The following is a 16294-nucleotide window of genomic DNA, read 5'->3' on the forward strand; positions in this document are numbered from 1 at the left end:
CGGGCCCCCCCGCCCCGGGCCCCCCCCCCCCGGCGGGGGGGGGTATTTCTTAAGCCCCCCCGCGGCCGCCAGGTGCGACCCCTCCTGCTCCAGTAGGGCGGCATGGGCCAGTGCATCGGTGGGTGGGTCTGCGGGGCGGGGCAGGCCGGCGCAGGCCGACAGGAACAGCGCAATCAGCAGTGGCAGGACGATATGTCGCATGGTGCACACGGGGTCATGGGTTCTCCCTCCCGCCTGGGCGGGTTAGACTGGCGAACCGTTTTTGTGGGGTTTCCAGTATCTTGGCCGGGGTGCAGTGTGTCAATTGAGGCGGGTGTTTTATATGTGGTGGCGACGCCGATCGGCAATCTCTCCGATATCTCCCGCCGCGGGCTGGAGATACTGGGAAGGGTCGACCTGATCGCAGCGGAAGACACCCGTCATACGGGCAGGCTGCTGGTCCATTTCGGTCTGGCCACGTCGCGCGTGAGTCTCCATGAGCATAATGAGGAGCAGCAGGTCCCGGCACTGGTGGCGCGTCTTGCCCAGGGTGACTCCATTGCCTTGGTCAGTGATGCCGGTACCCCCCTGATCAGTGACCCCGGCTTTCGTCTGGTGGCGGCGGCTCGCGAGGCCGGGATTCGCGTCTCTCCCGTCCCCGGCCCCTGCGCCCTGATCGCGGCACTCTCCGCCAGCGGACTGCCTTCCGACCGGTTTCTCTTCGAGGGTTTCCTGCCTGCCAGGGAGCAGGGCCGCCGCAGGCGTCTGCAGACTCTGCGGGAGATCCCCTGCACCCTGATCTTCTACGAGTCCAGCCATCGCATCGGTGATGCCCTCAGGGACATGGCCGAGGTGCTGGGGGGGGAGCGTCGGGCGGTGGTGGCACGGGAATTGACCAAGACCTTTGAGCAGGTCCAGGGGGATACCCTGGAAGGGTTGGTGCGATGGCAGTCCGAGGACCCCAATCATGGACGCGGCGAGTTCGTGGTGCTGGTGTCCGGGGCGCCACAGCAGGAGACGGGTGAATTGACGGCGGAGGCGGAGCGTGTGCTGCAGCTGCTGCTGGGGGAGTTGCCGCTGAAGTCGGCGGCGCGCCTGGCGGCGGAGATTACCGGTGTTTCCAGAAATATCCTCTATCAACGCGGGCTTGAGCTGCGTTGAGGAAACGCCGGCTTGAGTATTGCCGGCGAAACATCGAGCAGGCCCGCTTTCGTCACTCCCGCGAAGGCGGGAGTCCCTGATCTTCAGTCCGCGACTGGATTCCCGCTTGCGCGGGAATGACGTGTTCGGAACCTTCCTAAGCGGCGTTCCCTGTCTTGTGCTTGGTCGCTGAACTTACATACAATGCTTCCCGGAGCCGGCCAGACAGTCGCTGCGGTTTCACAGGCCGTGGAGGAAAGTCCGGGCTCCACAGGGCAGGGCGCCAGGTAACGCCTGGGCGGCGCGAGCCGACGGAAAGTGCCACAGAAATGATACCGCCGATGGCCTTCGGGCACAGGTAAGGGTGAAATGGTGCGGTAAGAGCGCACCGCGCGGGTGGCAACACGCCGTGGCAGGGTAAACCCCGCCCGGAGCAAGGCCAAATAGGGGTGCACTGGTGTGGCCCGCACTGCACCCGGGTAGGCTGCTCGAGGCGCATGGTGACATGCGTCCCAGACGAATGACTGTCCTCGACAGAACCCGGCTTATCGGCCGGCTCCACTTTTCTTCCTTGCCCCCGCCCGGGGGCGCCTTGCCGACTCGATCGCCCCCTGAAAATCCTACCAGCTCACTCAACTCTGTTTGCGTGACTTGTCGGGTTTCTTTTGCAACTCCCTGATTAGTCGAGAAACCCCAACATGACTGGGTTCGATCTCACGGGCGCCTTCCAGCATGTTTTGTAAGTATTTGTGACGCAAGCATAAATCTTGATCCTTGAAGGGGCATTTCCCTTGACACTCCGCTGAGCGCCTACCTATAGTGTCGACGAGTGGCTTTATGTGGGGGCAGGTGGAGTTTGCCCGAGTTTTCGAGGCCTTCCCAAGACGGAAAGGCGGGGCGATTCCGGCGGTACAGACGCTGTGATTGGTGCAGATGCCCGGGGCGGTCGTGTTCAGAGGGATTACCAACCTGAATCTGGACTCCAAGGGGCGTGTGGCAATGCCCACCCGGTATCGTGACCGCCTGGCGGAAAGCTGTCAGGGTAATCTGGTCATCACCGTTCACTTGGATCAGTGTCTGCTGATCTATCCCCTGCCGGACTGGGAAATCCTTGAACAGCAGGTGATGTCCCGGCCCAACATGAACCGGCGGGTGCGGGACCTTCAGCGTCTGCTGGTGGGGCATGCCTCGGACTGCGAGATGGATGGTAATGGTCGGATACTCCTGCCTGCTCCCCTGCGTGAATTTGCAAACCTGACAAAACGGGCGGTACTGGTGGGGCAGGGCAACAAGTTTGAGTTGTGGGACGAGGATGCGTGGAACAGCGGCCGTGATGACTGGTTCCGGCAAGAGGCGCGGGAAGGTGATCTGAGTTCGATCCTGGAGTCTCTGACGCTGTGAGTCATGACATGCTGGAGAAGATCGGCCATCGCCCGGTACTGCTGGAAGAGGCCCTGGAGGCCCTGTGTATCCGCTCGGATGGTCTTTACGTGGACGGTACCTTCGGCAGGGGGGGGCACAGTGGTGCCATCCTCGACCGTTTGGGTCCGGCAGGTCGCCTGATTGCCCTGGACCAGGATCCTGAAGCCGAAGCCGAGGCCCTGCACCGTTTTGCGGGAGATGATCGCTTCGAGTTCGTGCGAACGTCCTTTACCCGGCTGCTGCCTGAACTCCGGGTGCGTGGCCTGACAGGACGGGTGGATGGTGTGCTGCTGGATTTGGGGGTGTCTTCCCCCCAGTTGGATACCCCGGAGCGAGGCTTCAGCTTCATGCGGGATGGTCCTCTGGACATGCGCATGGATCCGATGCGGGGAGCGTCTGCCGCCCAGTGGCTGGCACGTGCCGATGAGGCCGAGATCGCCGGGGTTTTGAAGACCCTGGGCGAGGAGCGCTTCGCCCGCCGCATCGCCCGCCACCTGGTCGCACAGCGGGCCGTCATGCCCATCGAGCGGACCGGTCGCTTGGCGGCGCTGATCGCTGAGGCCATTCCCCGCCCTGAACGGCACAAGCACCCGGCCACGCGCAGTTTCCAGGCCATTCGCCTGCATGTGAATCGTGAACTGGACGCCCTGGACGAATGCCTGGCGCAGATACCGGCGGTACTGGCCCCCGCAGGGCGACTGGCGGTGATCAGTTTCCATTCCCTGGAGGATCGGATCGTGAAGCGCTTCATCCGTCGCCAGTCGGAAGGCGAGCCGTTGCCGCGGGGGTTGCCTGTCACCGATCTCCCCCCCGGAAGGACCCTGTTGAAGATCGGCAAGGCGCAGCGGGCTCGGGAAGATGAGGTTGATGAGAATCCGCGGGCACGCAGCGCCGTGCTCCGGGTGGCCGAGCGCCTGTCATGAGCCGGCGCCTGATATTACTGGCCCTGCTGTTTCCGGCGGTGGTCATCGGTGCCTTGGCGGTGGTGCACAGCAAGCATCAGAGCCGGGTGTTGTTCACTGAATTGCAGGCTGAACTGAGATTGCGTGACGAACTGAACATCGAATGGGGGCAGTTGCAGCTGGAGCAGAGTACCTGGGCGACCCATGGACGGATCGAAGAGGAGGCAGGCAGCCGTCTCAACATGCGGCTGCCTGATGCCCGTTCTACCGTTATCTTGCTGGAGTGATTGATGTCGGAGCCAAAGACAACGGTTTCTCGCTGGCGGCGCGGCGCGGTGCTGGGGGCTTTCGCCCTGGCCTTCGTTGCCGTGCTGGCGCGCGCCGTGGATCTGCAGGTTCTGCAGCAGGATTTTCTCCAGGGCCAGGGTGACGCACGTCATCTGCGAGTGGTGTCCCTGCCGGCCCACCGGGGCATGATCGTGGACCGCAATGGTGAACCCATTGCGGTCAGCACGCCGGTCGACAGCGTCTGGGCCAACCCCAGGGAAACATTACAGCACCCCACGCAGCAACTGGTGGGCCTGGCCCATCTGCTGGACATGAATCCACGGGATCTGCATCAGCGTCTGGCCGAGCGTGCCGAGCGTGAATTTGTCTATCTGCGCCGTCATGTCAGGCCGGATGTGGGGGCGCAGGTCATGGCCTTGCGAGTCCCCGGTGTCGCCCTGCAGCGCGAATACCGACGCTACTATCCCATGGGCGAGGTCTCCGCCCATGTGCTGGGCTTCACCAATATCGATGATCGCGGCCAGGAGGGTCTGGAACTGGCCTATAACCCCTGGCTGACCGGCGAGTCGGGCGCCAAACGGGTGGTCCGCGACCGTCTGGGGCGCGCCATCCGGGACGTGGAGAATATCCGGCCCGCCCGCCCCGGGCAGGATCTGACCCTGACCATTGATCAGCGCCTGCAGTACCTGGCCTATCGTGAACTCAAGGCCGCAGTCCAGGCCCATGGCGCGCGGGCGGGCTCTGCGGTGATTCTCGATGCCCGTAACGGCGATGTCCTGGCCATGGTCAACCAGCCCTCCTACAACCCGAACAACCGGGGCACCCTGCGTGGCGATAGCGCCCGTAACCGGGTTGTCACGGACCTGATCGAGCCTGGTTCCACCATCAAACCCTTCACCGTGGCCGCGGCCCTGGAGAGCGGGCAGTTCCAGAAGGAGTCCCTGCTGCAGACCAGCCCCGGCCGCATGCGGGTGGGCCGCCACACCGTCACGGATATCCGTAACTACGGCCTGATTGATCTGACCACCATGATCAGCAAGTCCTCCAATGTGGGGGCGAGCAAGCTGGCCCTGGCCATCGAGCCTCAGCAGCTCTGGGAGACTTTCTATCGGGCCGGCTTTGGTCGCAGCACCGGCAGTGGGTTTCCTGGAGAGGCCGGCGGCAATCTACGGGATTTTTTCCATTGGCGTGATGTGGAGCGCGCCACCATGGGCTTTGGTTATGGCCTGTCCGTCACGCCGTTGCAGCTGGCCCAGGCCTACGGCGCCATCGCCAACGAGGGGGTGATGTTCACGCCCCGTCTGGTGGTATCCGATGCCCCGCGCGAGGCCTATCGGGTCATGAGTCCCCATACGGCCCAGAGCCTCATGCACATGCTGGAGGTGGCCGTATCCCGTGAGGGTACCGGCATCCGGGCCTCCGTGGAGGGCTACCGGGTGGCCGGCAAGACCGGCACGGCACGCAAGCTGGTGGATGGCGGTTATGCCAAGGGGCTCTATCTGTCCCTGTTTGCCGGCATGGCGCCCGCCAGTGATCCGCGTCTGGTGATGGTGGTGATCATCGATGAGCCCGCCGGCGATCAATATTACGGCGGCCAGGTGGCGGCCCCCGTATTCGGGGCGGTCATGCGTGGTGCGCTCCGCCTCATGGATATTCCCCCCGACAATCTCCCGGATCTGAAGTCCGCCTCCCGTTCCTCCGCGGAGGCGCCGACATGACGTGCCCTGCGCAAACCGAACACCGATATCTGCTGTCGGAACTGCTGGTCGGGATGGTGCCGGTTCCGGCTGTCCTTGACCGCCCCGTGCAGGGCCTGTGTCTTGACAGTCGCCGGGCGTTGCCCGGCGAGGTGTTTCTGGCCGCGGCGGGACATCACCATCACGGTCTGAGCCACGCCCGGGAGGCGGTTCAGCGTGGGGTCGTGGCGGTACTCTGGGAGCCCACGGCAGCGACGGGGGCACCGCCTCCCGAGGCGTCGGTGCCTTATCTGGCCGTCCCCCGGCTGCGTGAGCGCATGGGTGAGCTGGCGGCGCGGTTTCATGGTCATCCCTCACGCGCCATGCAGGTGGTGGGGGTGACGGGCACCGATGGCAAGACCTCGGTATCCCAGTGCCTGGCCGGCGCCCTGGACAGTGACAGTCGCCCCTGCGGCGTGATCGGTACCCTGGGCAGCGGGCGTTACGGTGAACTGGGAGATCCGGGTCTGACCACGCCTGATCCCGTGTCCCTGCAGGCCTTTCTGGCTGCCATGGGGCGCTGCAAGTTGCATCAGGTGGTGATGGAGGTGTCATCCCATGCCCTGGATCAGGCCCGAGTGGCGGGGGTGGATTTCGATGTTGCCATCCTCACCAATCTGGGGCGGGATCACTTGGATTATCACGGTACGGTCACCGCCTATGGTGAGGCCAAGGCACGGCTGTTTTCCTGGCCCGGCCTGAAAACGGCAGTGCTGAACCTGGACGATCCCTTCGGTCGCCTGCTGGCCGAGCGGCTGAAGGTCCCCGTGCTGGGCTATGGCCTGCAGGCGTCGTCCGACGGCCCCGAACTGGTGCTGGCGACCCATCCGGAATTCCATGCCGAGGGTATCCGCGCCCATGTCATGACTCCATGGGGGGCGGGTGAGCTGGAAAGCCCCTGGCTGGGACGGTTCAACCTGGAAAATCTGCTGGCGGTACTGGCGGCGTTGCTGAGTCTGGACGTCAGCCTCACCGATGCCCTGGAACGGCTGCATCACAGTCCGGCAGTCCCTGGACGCATGGAGCGTTTCCACGGTACCCGGGGGCCGCTGGTGGTGGTGGATTATGCCCACACCCACGAGGCGCTGGCCCAGGTGCTGCAGGCCCTGCGTGCCCATTGCAGTGGTCGGCTCTGGTGCGTGTTTGGTTGCGGCGGCAACCGCGACTCGGGCAAGCGCCCGCTGATGGCGGCCGTAGCCCAGCGTGACGCGGATCAGGTGGTGGTGACCAGCGACAATCCGCGCCATGAGGATCCTCGGGCGATCATCGAGGCGGTCTGTACCGGCTTTACCGATCTTTCGCGGGTGCATGTGGAAGCCGACCGGGAGGCTGCCATCCGCCATGCCTTTGGTCAGGCGGGTCGGGAGGATGTGGTGCTGATCGCGGGCAAGGGTCATGAGACCTGGCAGATCTTCGGCGATGAATGCCGCCCCTTCAGTGACCGGGTCCTGGCCCGCCGGCTGGTGGAGGGTGAGGCATGATGCGGATTTCCATGAGCCAGGTGGCGGCACTGACCGGCGGACGCCTGCAAGGCGCCGACGCGGCTGTGCAGGGGGTGTCCACGGACAGTCGCAGCGTAACGGCGGAACAGCTCTTTGTCGCCCTGAAGGGACCGCGTTTCGACGCCCATGACTTCATCTGTCCGCAGTTCCCGGCCGCCGGCTTGCTGCTCAGCCGGGACCCCGGCCCGAACCAGGACCGGCCCTGGGTGCTGGTGGATGATACCCGTCGTGCCCTGGCCGACCTGGCCGCCGGCTGGCGCCGCCATTGTCCGGCCCGGATCGTGGCGCTGACCGGCAGCAACGGCAAGACCACGGTCAAGGAGATGCTGGCGGCGATTCTCGGTCACTGCGGCGAGACCTGGGCCACCCGCGGCAACCTGAACAACGACATCGGTGTCCCCCTGACGCTGCTGAGTCTGTCCGGGAAGCATCGCTTCGGTGTGATCGAGATGGGGGCCAACCATGCCGGCGAGATTGCCTTGCTGACGCGCATTGCCCGGCCCGATGTGGCCTTGATCACCAATGCCGGCCCTGCCCACCTGGAGGGGTTCGGCAGCATCGAAGGGGTTGCCCATGCCAAAGGCGAGATCTTCCAGGGGCTGGAAGATGAGGGGGTGGCGGTGATCAATGCCGATGATCCCTATGCCGACCTGTGGCTGTCCATGAATCCCGGGCGCCAGGTCATCCTGTTCGGCCTGTCGGCACGGGCCCGGGTCCGGGGAGAGATGGATGGCGAGGATCTGCTGATTCATCTGCCGGATGACCGAATCCGTGTGTCCCTGGCCCTGGCCGGTCGTCATAACCGTCTCAATGCATTGGCTGCGGCTGCGGCCGCCCATGCGCTGGGGGCGGACGCCGCGGCCATCGGCCGGGGTCTGGCATTGATGCAGCCGGTACCGGGGCGTCTGGTGTCCCGGCCGGGAGCGGCGGGCAGTCGTCTCATCGACGATAGCTACAATGCCAATCCCGCCTCCACTCGCGCGGCGATCCAGGTGCTGTCGGAGCAGCCCGGGCACCGCATCCTCGTCCTCGGGGATATGGGCGAACTGGGTGAGGACGCCGCCGGTATGCATCGCGAAATGGGTGCATTGGCCAGGGCCATGGGGGTGGAACGGCTGCTGGCAGTGGGTCCGCTGAGCCGACATGCGGTCCATGCCTTCGGCAACGGTGCGGAGCACTTCGAGGATCAAGCCCGCCTGTCGGCGGTGCTGACAGGATGTCTGGGACCTGATGTGGTGGTCCTGATCAAGGGGTCCCGCGGACAGCGCATGGAGCGGGTGGTATCGGCATTGATGCCGGAACAAGGGCAGCGACAAGAACAATCGGGAGATAATGGGCATGCTGCTCATTCTGTTTGAGTATCTGAGCCAGTACTACACGGCCTTCAACGTAGTCCAGTACCTGACCCTGCGTGCCATCCTGGGCGTGCTCACGGCGTTGCTGATCGCCTTTATGGTGGGACCGGCCATGATTCGGCATCTGACCCGCTACAAGATCGGCCAGCAGGTGCGCAGCGACGGTCCCCAGACCCATTTCAGCAAGGCGGGAACCCCCACCATGGGGGGTGCCCTGATCTTGGTGGCGGTGGCCGTCAGCACCCTGTTGTGGAGCGACCTGAGTAACCGCTTTGTCTGGGTGGTGCTCCTGGTCACCCTGTTATTCGGGCTTATCGGCGGGGTCGATGATTACTTGAAGCTGCGGTACGGCAACAGCCGGGGGCTGTCGGCGCGCAAGAAATTTTTCTGGCAGAGTCTGGTGGCCTTTCTGACCGCCGTGTTTCTGTTCTACACCGCCCAGACCCCCATCGAGACCACGCTGATCGTGCCCGTTTTCAAGGATGTGGCCATTGATCTGGGTCTGTGGTTCATCCCCCTGACCTGGCTGGTGATCGTGGGTTCGAGCAACGCGGTGAACCTCACCGATGGCCTGGATGGCTTGGCCATCATGCCCTGTGTGCTGGTGGCGGGGGCGCTGGGGGTGTTCGCCTATGTGTCGGGTCATGCCATCTTTGCCGACTACCTGGGCATTCCCTTTGTGCCCGGGGTGGGGGATCTGACCGTGTTTGCCGCGGCCCTGGTGGGGGCGGGCATGGGCTTTCTCTGGTTCAACGCCTACCCGGCCCAGGTCTTCATGGGCGACGTGGGCGCCCTGGCCCTGGGCGCGGCCTTGGGCCTGCTGGCGGTGACCACCCGGCAGGAGATCGTGCTGGTGATCATGGGCGGGGTGTTCGTGATCGAGACCCTGTCGGTGATCCTGCAAGTGGCCTCCTACAAGCTGACCGGGCGGCGCATCTTCCGCATGGCGCCGCTGCATCATCATTTTGAACTCAAGGGCTGGCCCGAACCGCGGGTGATCGTACGTTTCTGGATCATTACCGTGGTGCTGGTGTTGATCGGTCTGGCCACCCTGAAGATCCGTTGAGGACGGCGAGTGACGTGACAGAGCAGGCAACGACACTGATCGTGGGACTGGGCACCACCGGGCTCTCCGTGGCGCGGCATCTGGCCGCCCGCGGGGAGCCCTTCTGCGTGGCCGATACCCGCGAATCGCCGCCGGGTCTGGCTGCGCTGCGGGAACAGGTGCCGGACGTGTGTCTGTTCTCCGGGCCGTTTGACCCGGACGTGCTGTCCCGTTTCGAGCGGCTGATCGTGAGCCCCGGGGTGAGCATTCGGGAACCCGCGATCCGGGCGGCCGAGGCCGCCGGTGCCCGGGTGCTGGGTGATATCGAACTCTTTGCCGGGCAGGTCAACGCCCCGGTCCTGGCCATCACCGGTTCCAACGGCAAGAGCACGGTGACGACCCTGGTGGGGGAGATGGCCCGGGCCGCGGGTCTGCAGGTGGCGGTCGGCGGTAATCTGGGTACCCCGGCACTGGATCTTCCGGCATCCCGACCGGCGCCTGATCTTTATGTGTTGGAGCTCTCGAGCTTTCAGCTGGAAACCACGTCCGGGCTCCGGTGCGAGGCGGCCGCCGTGCTCAATCTCTCCGCGGATCATATGGATCGTTACCAGGGGCTGGACGAGTATGCCCAGGCTAAGGCACGCATCTTTCGTCACGCCCGGGTGGCAGTGACCAATCGGGAAGATCCCCGGGTCCAGGCCATGTCCGGTGGCCGGATGCGGGTGAGCTTCGGCCTGGATGCCCCGGCGGATGGTCAATATGGTCTGAAACAGCGGGACGGCGCGTCCTGGCTGTACCGGGGGGATGACCCCCTGATGGCGGAGGCGGAGCTACGCATGGCCGGGCGTCATAACACCGCCAATGCCCTGGCTGCCCTGGCCCTGGGCGAGGCCGCCGGCCTGCCCAGGGGCGACATGCTGGCGGTATTGCACCGCTTTGCCGGTCTGCCCCATCGTTGCCGGTGGGTGGCGAATCTGCAAGGTGTCGACTGGTACAACGATTCCAAGGGCACCAACCTGGGCTCCACCCTGGCGGCCCTGGCGGGCTTGCCGGACAAGGTGGTGCTCATCGCCGGCGGGCAGGGTAAGGGGCAGGACTTTGCGCCCCTCAAGGCCGTGGTGACCCAAAAAGCGCGGGCAGTGGTACTCCTGGGGCAGGACGCAGCCGTCATTGAGCGGGCTTTGGAGGGTGTAGTGCCGGTGGTGCGGGTCCATGACATGGATCAGGCCGTGGCCGAGGCCGCCCGGCTGGCTTGTCGTCGGGACAGCGTACTGCTGTCGCCTGCCTGTGCCAGCCTGGATATGTTTCGCAATTATGAACACCGGGGCGAGGTCTTCGAGTCCGCAGTACGGAGGTTGGCATCATGAAGGGACTTGATCTTCAGGCCACCCGGGACATGGACAACCGCTTGACGGTGGAACTGCACCAGAAGGTGGACCTGGGGCTGGCGGTCACGGTCATGGCCCTGTTGGGGCTGGGGCTGGTGATGGTGGGGTCCGCCTCCATCGGCATCGCCGAGCGCAGTCTGGGCGATCCCTTCTATTTTCTGCAGCGGCAGGTGGTCTTCGTCACCCTCGGCGTGGTTGCGGCTGTCATGCTTTACAACCTGCGCCTGGCCTGGTGGCAGGTCATGGGACCCTGGCTGCTTCTGTCCGTCTACGTGTTGTTGCTGTTGGTGCTGGTGCCCGGTATCGGCAAGACCGTGAACGGCTCAACCCGCTGGATCTCGGTGGGACTGTTCAATCTGCAGGTCTCCGAGGTGGTGAAATTGCTCATGACCGTCTACCTGGCCGGCTATCTGGTGCGGCATGCCCGCCAGGTGCGCGAAACCTTGATGGGTTTTGCCAAGCCGTTGATCCTGCTGATGCTGGCCACGGTGCCCCTGCTCATGCAGCCGGATTTCGGCGCCGCCGTGGTGCTGATGGCCATCGCCCTGGGGATGCTATTCCTGGGCGGCGCACGGCTGTGGCAATTTTTCATGCTCCTGGGCGTCGTGGGTGCGGCGATGGCCTGGCTGGCCGTCCAGACGCCCTATCGGGTGGCCCGCCTCACCGGTTTCATGGACCCCTGGACCGACCCCTTCAATACCGGCTTCCAGCTCACCCAGTCCCTGATTGCCATCGGCAGTGGTTCCTGGTTCGGCGTGGGGTTGGGCGGCAGTGTGCAGAAACTCTTTTATCTGCCGGAAGCCCACAACGATTTCTTGTTCGCCGTGCTGGCCGAGGAACTGGGCCTGGTGGGCATCGTGACGGTGGTGGCCCTCTACGGCTTTCTGCTCTGGCGCAGCTTTGCCATCGGCCAGGCCGCCGAACGGGTGGGGCACCTGTTCGGAGCGCACCTGGCCTACGGCATCGGCATCTGGATCGGCCTGCAGGCCTTCATCAACATGGGCGTGAATATGGGCATGCTGCCTACCAAGGGGCTGACCCTGCCCCTGATGAGCTATGGCGGCAGTTCCATGCTGGTGACCTGTGCGGCCATGGGGCTGCTGGCCCGGGTACACCGGGAAACGGTGGAGAGCGGGGGCTTCAGGCCCCGCCGCCGTGCGTCCGGAGGTGGATCATGAGCCGTCGCCCTATCCTGATCATGGCGGGTGGTACCGGGGGGCATGTCTTTCCAGGACTGGCCGTGGCCGATGATCTGCGTGCCCGAGGCGAGACCGTGTGCTGGCTGGGCACGGCCACGGGTCTGGAGGCCCGGCTGGTGCCGGCGGCCGGGATCGAGTTTCACACCCTGCCGGTGAGCGGCCTGCGGGGCAAGGGGCTGTCCGCCTGGCTGCTGGCCCCCTGGCGACTGGGGGTCGCCCTGTGGGCCGCCCTGGGCTTGATGCTGCGCCTGAAACCCCGTGCCGTACTGGGGCTGGGGGGGTTTGCCTCCGGCCCCGGCGGACTCATGGCCGCGGCCCTGGGCCATCCCCTGGTGATCCATGAACAGAACGCCATTGCCGGCATGACCAACCGCTGGCTGGCCGGACGGGCGGATCTGGTGCTGGAGGCCTTCCCGGGCACGTTTCCGGTTGCTCGGGAGCCGGTGGCCGTCGGCAATCCGGTGCGCGCAAGCATCCGTGAACTGCCGGACCCCGCGGTGCGTATGGCCGGACGGGAAGGTCCTCTACGCCTGCTGGTGGTCGGCGGCAGTCTGGGTGCCCTGGCCCTGAATACCCGCGTGCCCGAAGCGGTGGCCCGTCTGCCCGAAGCTCACCGTCCGCAGATCCGGCATCAGGCCGGGGAGCGCACGTTGGGGCAGGCTCGCCAGGCCTATGCCGAGGCCGGCGTGGAGGCCGAGGTGACGGCCTTCATTGATGACATGGCCCAGGCCTACGGCTGGGCGGATCTGGTGATCTGCCGTGCCGGGGCGTTGACGGTTTCCGAGTTGGCGGCTGCCGGCGTGGCCGCCCTGTTGGTGCCTTACCCCCATGCGGTGGATGACCACCAGCGCGCCAACGCCCGCTATCTGTCCGAGACCGGTGCGGCACACCTCATCCTTCAGGATGAACTGGATGCCGGGGACTTGGCGACCCTGCTGGAGTCCCTGGATCGTCCCCGGCTGCTGGAGATGGCCGCCCAGGCCCGGCGCCTGGCTCGTCCTGATGCCACCCGTCGCGTGGCCGAGGCCTGTCTGGCCCTGGCCGGTAAAGGAGATCGCTCATGAATGCCCCCACAGCCCTGATCGGCATGCGCCGTATCCGCCGCATCCACTTCGTGGGTATCGGCGGTTCGGGCATGGGCGGCATTGCCGAGGTGCTGGCCAACCTGGGGTATCAGGTGAGCGGTTCCGATATCGCCGAAAACGCCGTGACCCGGCGTTTGGAAGGTCTGGGGGTGGAGGTCCGTGTGGGTCATGATGCCACCCATGTGCAGCAGGCCGATGTGCTCGTGGTTTCCAGTGCCATCCGCCCCGGTAACCCGGAGTTGCAGGCGGCACGGGAGCGTCGCATTCCCGTCGTGCCCCGGGCCGAAATGCTGGCGGAGTTGATGCGCTTTCGCTACGGCATCGCTGTGGCCGGGACGCACGGCAAGACCACCACCACCAGCCTGGTAGCCAGCCTGCTGGCGGAAGGGGGGCTGGACCCCACGTTCGTGATCGGTGGTCGGCTCAACAGCACCGCCAGTCATTCCCGGCTGGGGCAGGGCAGCTATCTGGTGGCCGAGGCGGACGAGAGCGACGCCTCCTTTTTGTGTCTGCAGCCGATGATTTCAGTGGTGACCAACATCGATGCAGACCATCTGGCCACCTATGAAGGGGATTTTTCCCGGTTGCGGGATACGTTCCTCGAATTCCTGCATCATCTTCCGTTCTACGGCCTGGCGGTGTTGTGCGTGGATGATGCGGAGATCCGCGGCTTGATCACCCGCATCGGCCGTCCCATGCTCACCTACGGCATCGATCATCCGGCGGATGTCCATGCCCGCGAGCTACGCCCGGACGGCACCCGCACCCATTTCGATCTGCACCTGCCGGGGCGTGACCAGGCCCTGCCGGTGACCCTGAATCTGCCGGGACGCCACAATGTGCTCAACGCCCTGGCGGCGGTGGCCGTGGCCCATGAGCTGGGGGTGGATGACGGCGCCATCCAGCGCGGGTTGCAGGCATTTCAGGGTATCGGTCGTCGTTTCCAGGTCTACGGTAATCTACCCACCCCGATGGGGGCGGTGCTGCTGGTGGATGACTATGGCCATCATCCCACCGAGGTGGCCGCTACCATCGCCGCGGCCCGGTCCGCCTGGCCGGGGCAGCGTCTGGTACTGGCCTTCCAGCCCCATCGCTACACCCGCACCCGAGACCTGTTCGAGGATTTTGCCGAGGTGCTGTCCGAGCCTGATGTGTTGGTGCTGCTGGATGTCTATGCGGCGGGTGAGGACCCCATTCCCGGCGCCGACGGTCGTACCCTGGCCCGCACGATCCGTACCCGGGGACGGGTAGACCCCGTGTTTGTGGATGCCCCCGAGCGCCTGGTGGATGCCCTGCGGGGTGTATTGCGGGAGGGGGATGTGTTGCTGACCCAGGGGGCGGGTAATGTGGGGGCGCTGGCGGCCAGTCTGCCGGTGGCCTTGTGTGCCGTGGGAGATGCCCCATGATCGTCGCCCGTCGTCCCGGTCATCTGCGTGGGGAACTGCGCATCAATGAAGCCATGGCCCGGCATACCTCCTGGCGGGTGGGTGGCCCGGCGGACCGCTGGTATCGTCCGGCGGACCTGGATGATCTGGTGCTGTTTCTGTCCGGTCTGCGGGCGGATGAACCCCTGTTCTGGCTTGGTCTGGGCAGCAACATCCTGGTGCGGGACGGGGGCATCCGGGGGACGGTGATTGCCTATGCGGGGGTGCTGGATACCCTGCAGGTCCTGTCGGGATACCGGGTACGGGCCGGGGCCGGTGTCAGTTGCGCCAAACTGTCCCGTTTCTGTGCCGAACAGGATCTTGCCGACGGTGAATTTCTCGCCGGCATCCCCGGTGCCCTGGGTGGTGCCCTGGCCATGAATGCCGGGGCCTGGGGCGATGACACCTGGTCCCACGTGGAGCAGGTCACCACCGTCGACCGGCGTGGATGTCTGCACATTCATACCCGGGGGGATTACGAGGTGGGCTATCGCCATGTACAGGGTAGCCGGGAAGGCTGGTTCGTAGAAGCGGTGCTGGCCTTCACCCCCGGCGATGGGGAAGAATCCCGGCGGCGGGTGAAGGACCTGCTGTCCCGCCGCAACCGGAGTCAGCCCATTGGGCAGCCCTCCTGCGGCTCGGTGTTCCGTAATCCCCCCGGGGATCATGCGGCGCGGCTGATCGAGGCGGCGGGCCTTAAGGGGACGGGTATCGGCGGAGCCATGATCTCGGAAAAACATGCCAATTTCATCATCAATACCGGCACGGCCACGGCTGCGGACATGGAGGCTCTGATGGCCCGGGTGCAGAGCGAAATCCATGCCCGTTTCGGGACGGAACTGGTCCCTGAGGTCCGCATCGTAGGTGAGCCTTTGGGAGAGATGGCGTCATGACGCAGTCAAGGCAGGACAGCTTCGGCAAGGTGGCGGTGCTCATGGGCGGCTGGTCCGCGGAGCGCGAGGTTTCCTTACGCAGCGGACAGGCGGTGCTGCAGGCACTGCGGTCGGCCGGCGTGGATGCCCATGGCATTGACGTGGGGCGGGATGTGCTGGAGGTCCTGGCCCGCGCCGGCCATGACCGGGCATTCATCATCCTGCATGGCCGTGGCGGTGAGGATGGCGTCATCCAGGGCGCCCTGGAACTGCTGGGCATCCCCTATACGGGCACCGGCGTGGCCGGGTCGGCGGTGGGCATGAACAAGCTCATGAGCAAGCGCCTCTGGCGCGGGGCCGGTCTGCCGACGCCAGACTACCGGGTGCTGGAGCCCGGGTTTGACCCGGGGGCAGTGGTGGAGGCCCTGGGTCTGCCGTTGATCGTCAAGCCCGCACTGGAGGGGTCGAGCATCGGTATGAGCCGGGTCAACCAGGTGGAGGATCTTCCCGGTGCCTTTGAAGTCGCCGCCGCCTGTGGCGGACCGGTATTCGCGGAGCGCTGGATCACGGGCAGGGAGTTCACTGCGGCCATCCTGGATGGTGAGCCGTTGCCCCTGATTCGCCTGGAAACCCCCCGTTCCTTTTATGACTATGAGGCCAAGTACGCCGCAGGAGATACCCGCTATCACTGTCCCTGCGGACTGGCGCCCGAGGCCGAGACCGCCGTGCAGACCCTGGCCCTGGCCGCCTTCGAGGGCGTATCCGGGCAGGGCTGGGGACGGGTGGATCTGATGATGGATGCCCAAGGCAAGGCCTGGGTGATCGAGGTCAACACGGTCCCCGGCATGACCGATCACAGCCTGGTACCCATGGCGGCCCGGGCTGCCGGGCTGGATTTCCAGGCCCTGGTAATGAAGATTCTGGCCACGTCCCTGCAGTCGGGGGCGCGGTAATGGG

15 protein-coding genes and 1 other RNA gene are annotated in these 16294 nt (G+C 65.4%); 15 read left to right on the forward strand and 1 reads right to left on the reverse strand.

The features are described 5' to 3' along the window. The coding region (locus tag LQ956_RS09715) for a hypothetical protein (protein WP_238630374.1) at positions 1-201 on the reverse strand (201 nt) is incomplete at its 3' end. Positions 202-324: 123 nt separating this feature from the next. On the opposite strand from LQ956_RS09715, the gene rsmI reads away from it, so the two are divergent. From rsmI to LQ956_RS09790, 15 genes are all read left to right on the forward strand, one after another. After that, entirely contained in the window at positions 325-1140 is an 816-nt protein-coding gene (rsmI, locus tag LQ956_RS09720) for a 16S rRNA (cytidine(1402)-2'-O)-methyltransferase (protein ID WP_238622771.1), read from the forward strand. Positions 1141-1332: 192 nt separating this feature from the next. Continuing rightward, an RNA gene (rnpB, locus tag LQ956_RS09725) (RNase P RNA component class A) lies at positions 1333-1683 on the forward strand. A 384-nt stretch (positions 1684-2067) separates the two neighbouring features. Beyond that, a complete protein-coding gene (gene mraZ, locus LQ956_RS09730; protein ID WP_238622760.1) occupies positions 2068-2520 on the forward strand; it encodes a division/cell wall cluster transcriptional repressor MraZ in 453 nt (150 codons plus the stop codon). Between the two features lie 8 nt (positions 2521-2528). Further along, positions 2529-3464, forward strand: coding sequence for a 16S rRNA (cytosine(1402)-N(4))-methyltransferase RsmH (gene rsmH, locus LQ956_RS09735; RefSeq protein WP_238629446.1), 936 nt, complete (start codon positions 2529-2531; stop codon positions 3462-3464). Further along, positions 3461-3730 carry a cell division protein FtsL gene (gene ftsL / locus LQ956_RS09740; protein WP_238622762.1) on the forward strand — a complete coding sequence of 90 codons (270 nt, stop codon included), beginning with the start codon at positions 3461-3463 and terminating at the stop codon, positions 3728-3730. The genes rsmH and ftsL overlap by 4 nt, the downstream gene beginning before the upstream one ends. A gap of 3 nt (positions 3731-3733) precedes the next feature. Then, positions 3734-5449, forward strand: a complete 1716-nt coding sequence (locus LQ956_RS09745) for a peptidoglycan D,D-transpeptidase FtsI family protein (protein ID WP_238622763.1) — start codon at positions 3734-3736, stop codon at positions 5447-5449. Continuing rightward, on the forward strand, positions 5446-6948 hold the full coding sequence (locus LQ956_RS09750) for a UDP-N-acetylmuramoyl-L-alanyl-D-glutamate--2,6-diaminopimelate ligase (protein ID WP_238622764.1): 1503 nt from the start codon (positions 5446-5448) through the stop codon (positions 6946-6948). Before LQ956_RS09745 ends, LQ956_RS09750 begins: the two co-directional genes overlap by 4 nt. Then, entirely contained in the window at positions 6945-8327 is a 1383-nt protein-coding gene (locus LQ956_RS09755; RefSeq protein WP_238622765.1) for a UDP-N-acetylmuramoyl-tripeptide--D-alanyl-D-alanine ligase, read from the forward strand. Before LQ956_RS09750 ends, LQ956_RS09755 begins: the two co-directional genes overlap by 4 nt. Beyond that, positions 8308-9390 carry a phospho-N-acetylmuramoyl-pentapeptide-transferase gene (gene mraY, locus LQ956_RS09760; protein WP_238622766.1) on the forward strand — a complete coding sequence of 361 codons (1083 nt, stop codon included), beginning with the start codon at positions 8308-8310 and terminating at the stop codon, positions 9388-9390. The genes LQ956_RS09755 and mraY overlap by 20 nt, the downstream gene beginning before the upstream one ends. A 14-nt stretch (positions 9391-9404) precedes the next feature. Beyond that, a complete protein-coding gene (gene murD, locus LQ956_RS09765) occupies positions 9405-10736 on the forward strand; it encodes a UDP-N-acetylmuramoyl-L-alanine--D-glutamate ligase (RefSeq protein ID WP_238622767.1) in 1332 nt (443 codons plus the stop codon). Beyond that, positions 10733-11935 carry a putative lipid II flippase FtsW gene (gene ftsW, locus LQ956_RS09770; RefSeq protein WP_238622768.1) on the forward strand — a complete coding sequence of 401 codons (1203 nt, stop codon included), beginning with the start codon at positions 10733-10735 and terminating at the stop codon, positions 11933-11935. Before murD ends, ftsW begins: the two co-directional genes overlap by 4 nt. Continuing rightward, positions 11932-13020 carry an undecaprenyldiphospho-muramoylpentapeptide beta-N-acetylglucosaminyltransferase gene (murG, locus tag LQ956_RS09775; RefSeq protein WP_238629447.1) on the forward strand — a complete coding sequence of 363 codons (1089 nt, stop codon included), beginning with the start codon at positions 11932-11934 and terminating at the stop codon, positions 13018-13020. Before ftsW ends, murG begins: the two co-directional genes overlap by 4 nt. Then, positions 13017-14447, forward strand: a complete 1431-nt coding sequence (gene murC, locus LQ956_RS09780; protein WP_238622770.1) for a UDP-N-acetylmuramate--L-alanine ligase — start codon at positions 13017-13019, stop codon at positions 14445-14447. The genes murG and murC overlap by 4 nt, the downstream gene beginning before the upstream one ends. Continuing rightward, a complete protein-coding gene (murB, locus tag LQ956_RS09785; protein ID WP_238629448.1) occupies positions 14444-15358 on the forward strand; it encodes a UDP-N-acetylmuramate dehydrogenase in 915 nt (304 codons plus the stop codon). The genes murC and murB overlap by 4 nt, the downstream gene beginning before the upstream one ends. Further along, a complete protein-coding gene (locus LQ956_RS09790; protein ID WP_238622367.1) occupies positions 15355-16290 on the forward strand; it encodes a D-alanine--D-alanine ligase in 936 nt (311 codons plus the stop codon). Before murB ends, LQ956_RS09790 begins: the two co-directional genes overlap by 4 nt. Positions 16291-16294: the final 4 nt, after the last annotated feature.

This window comes from Ectothiorhodospira lacustris (genome assembly GCF_022227845.1).
Taxonomy (GTDB): Bacteria; Pseudomonadota; Gammaproteobacteria; order Ectothiorhodospirales; family Ectothiorhodospiraceae; genus Ectothiorhodospira; species Ectothiorhodospira lacustris.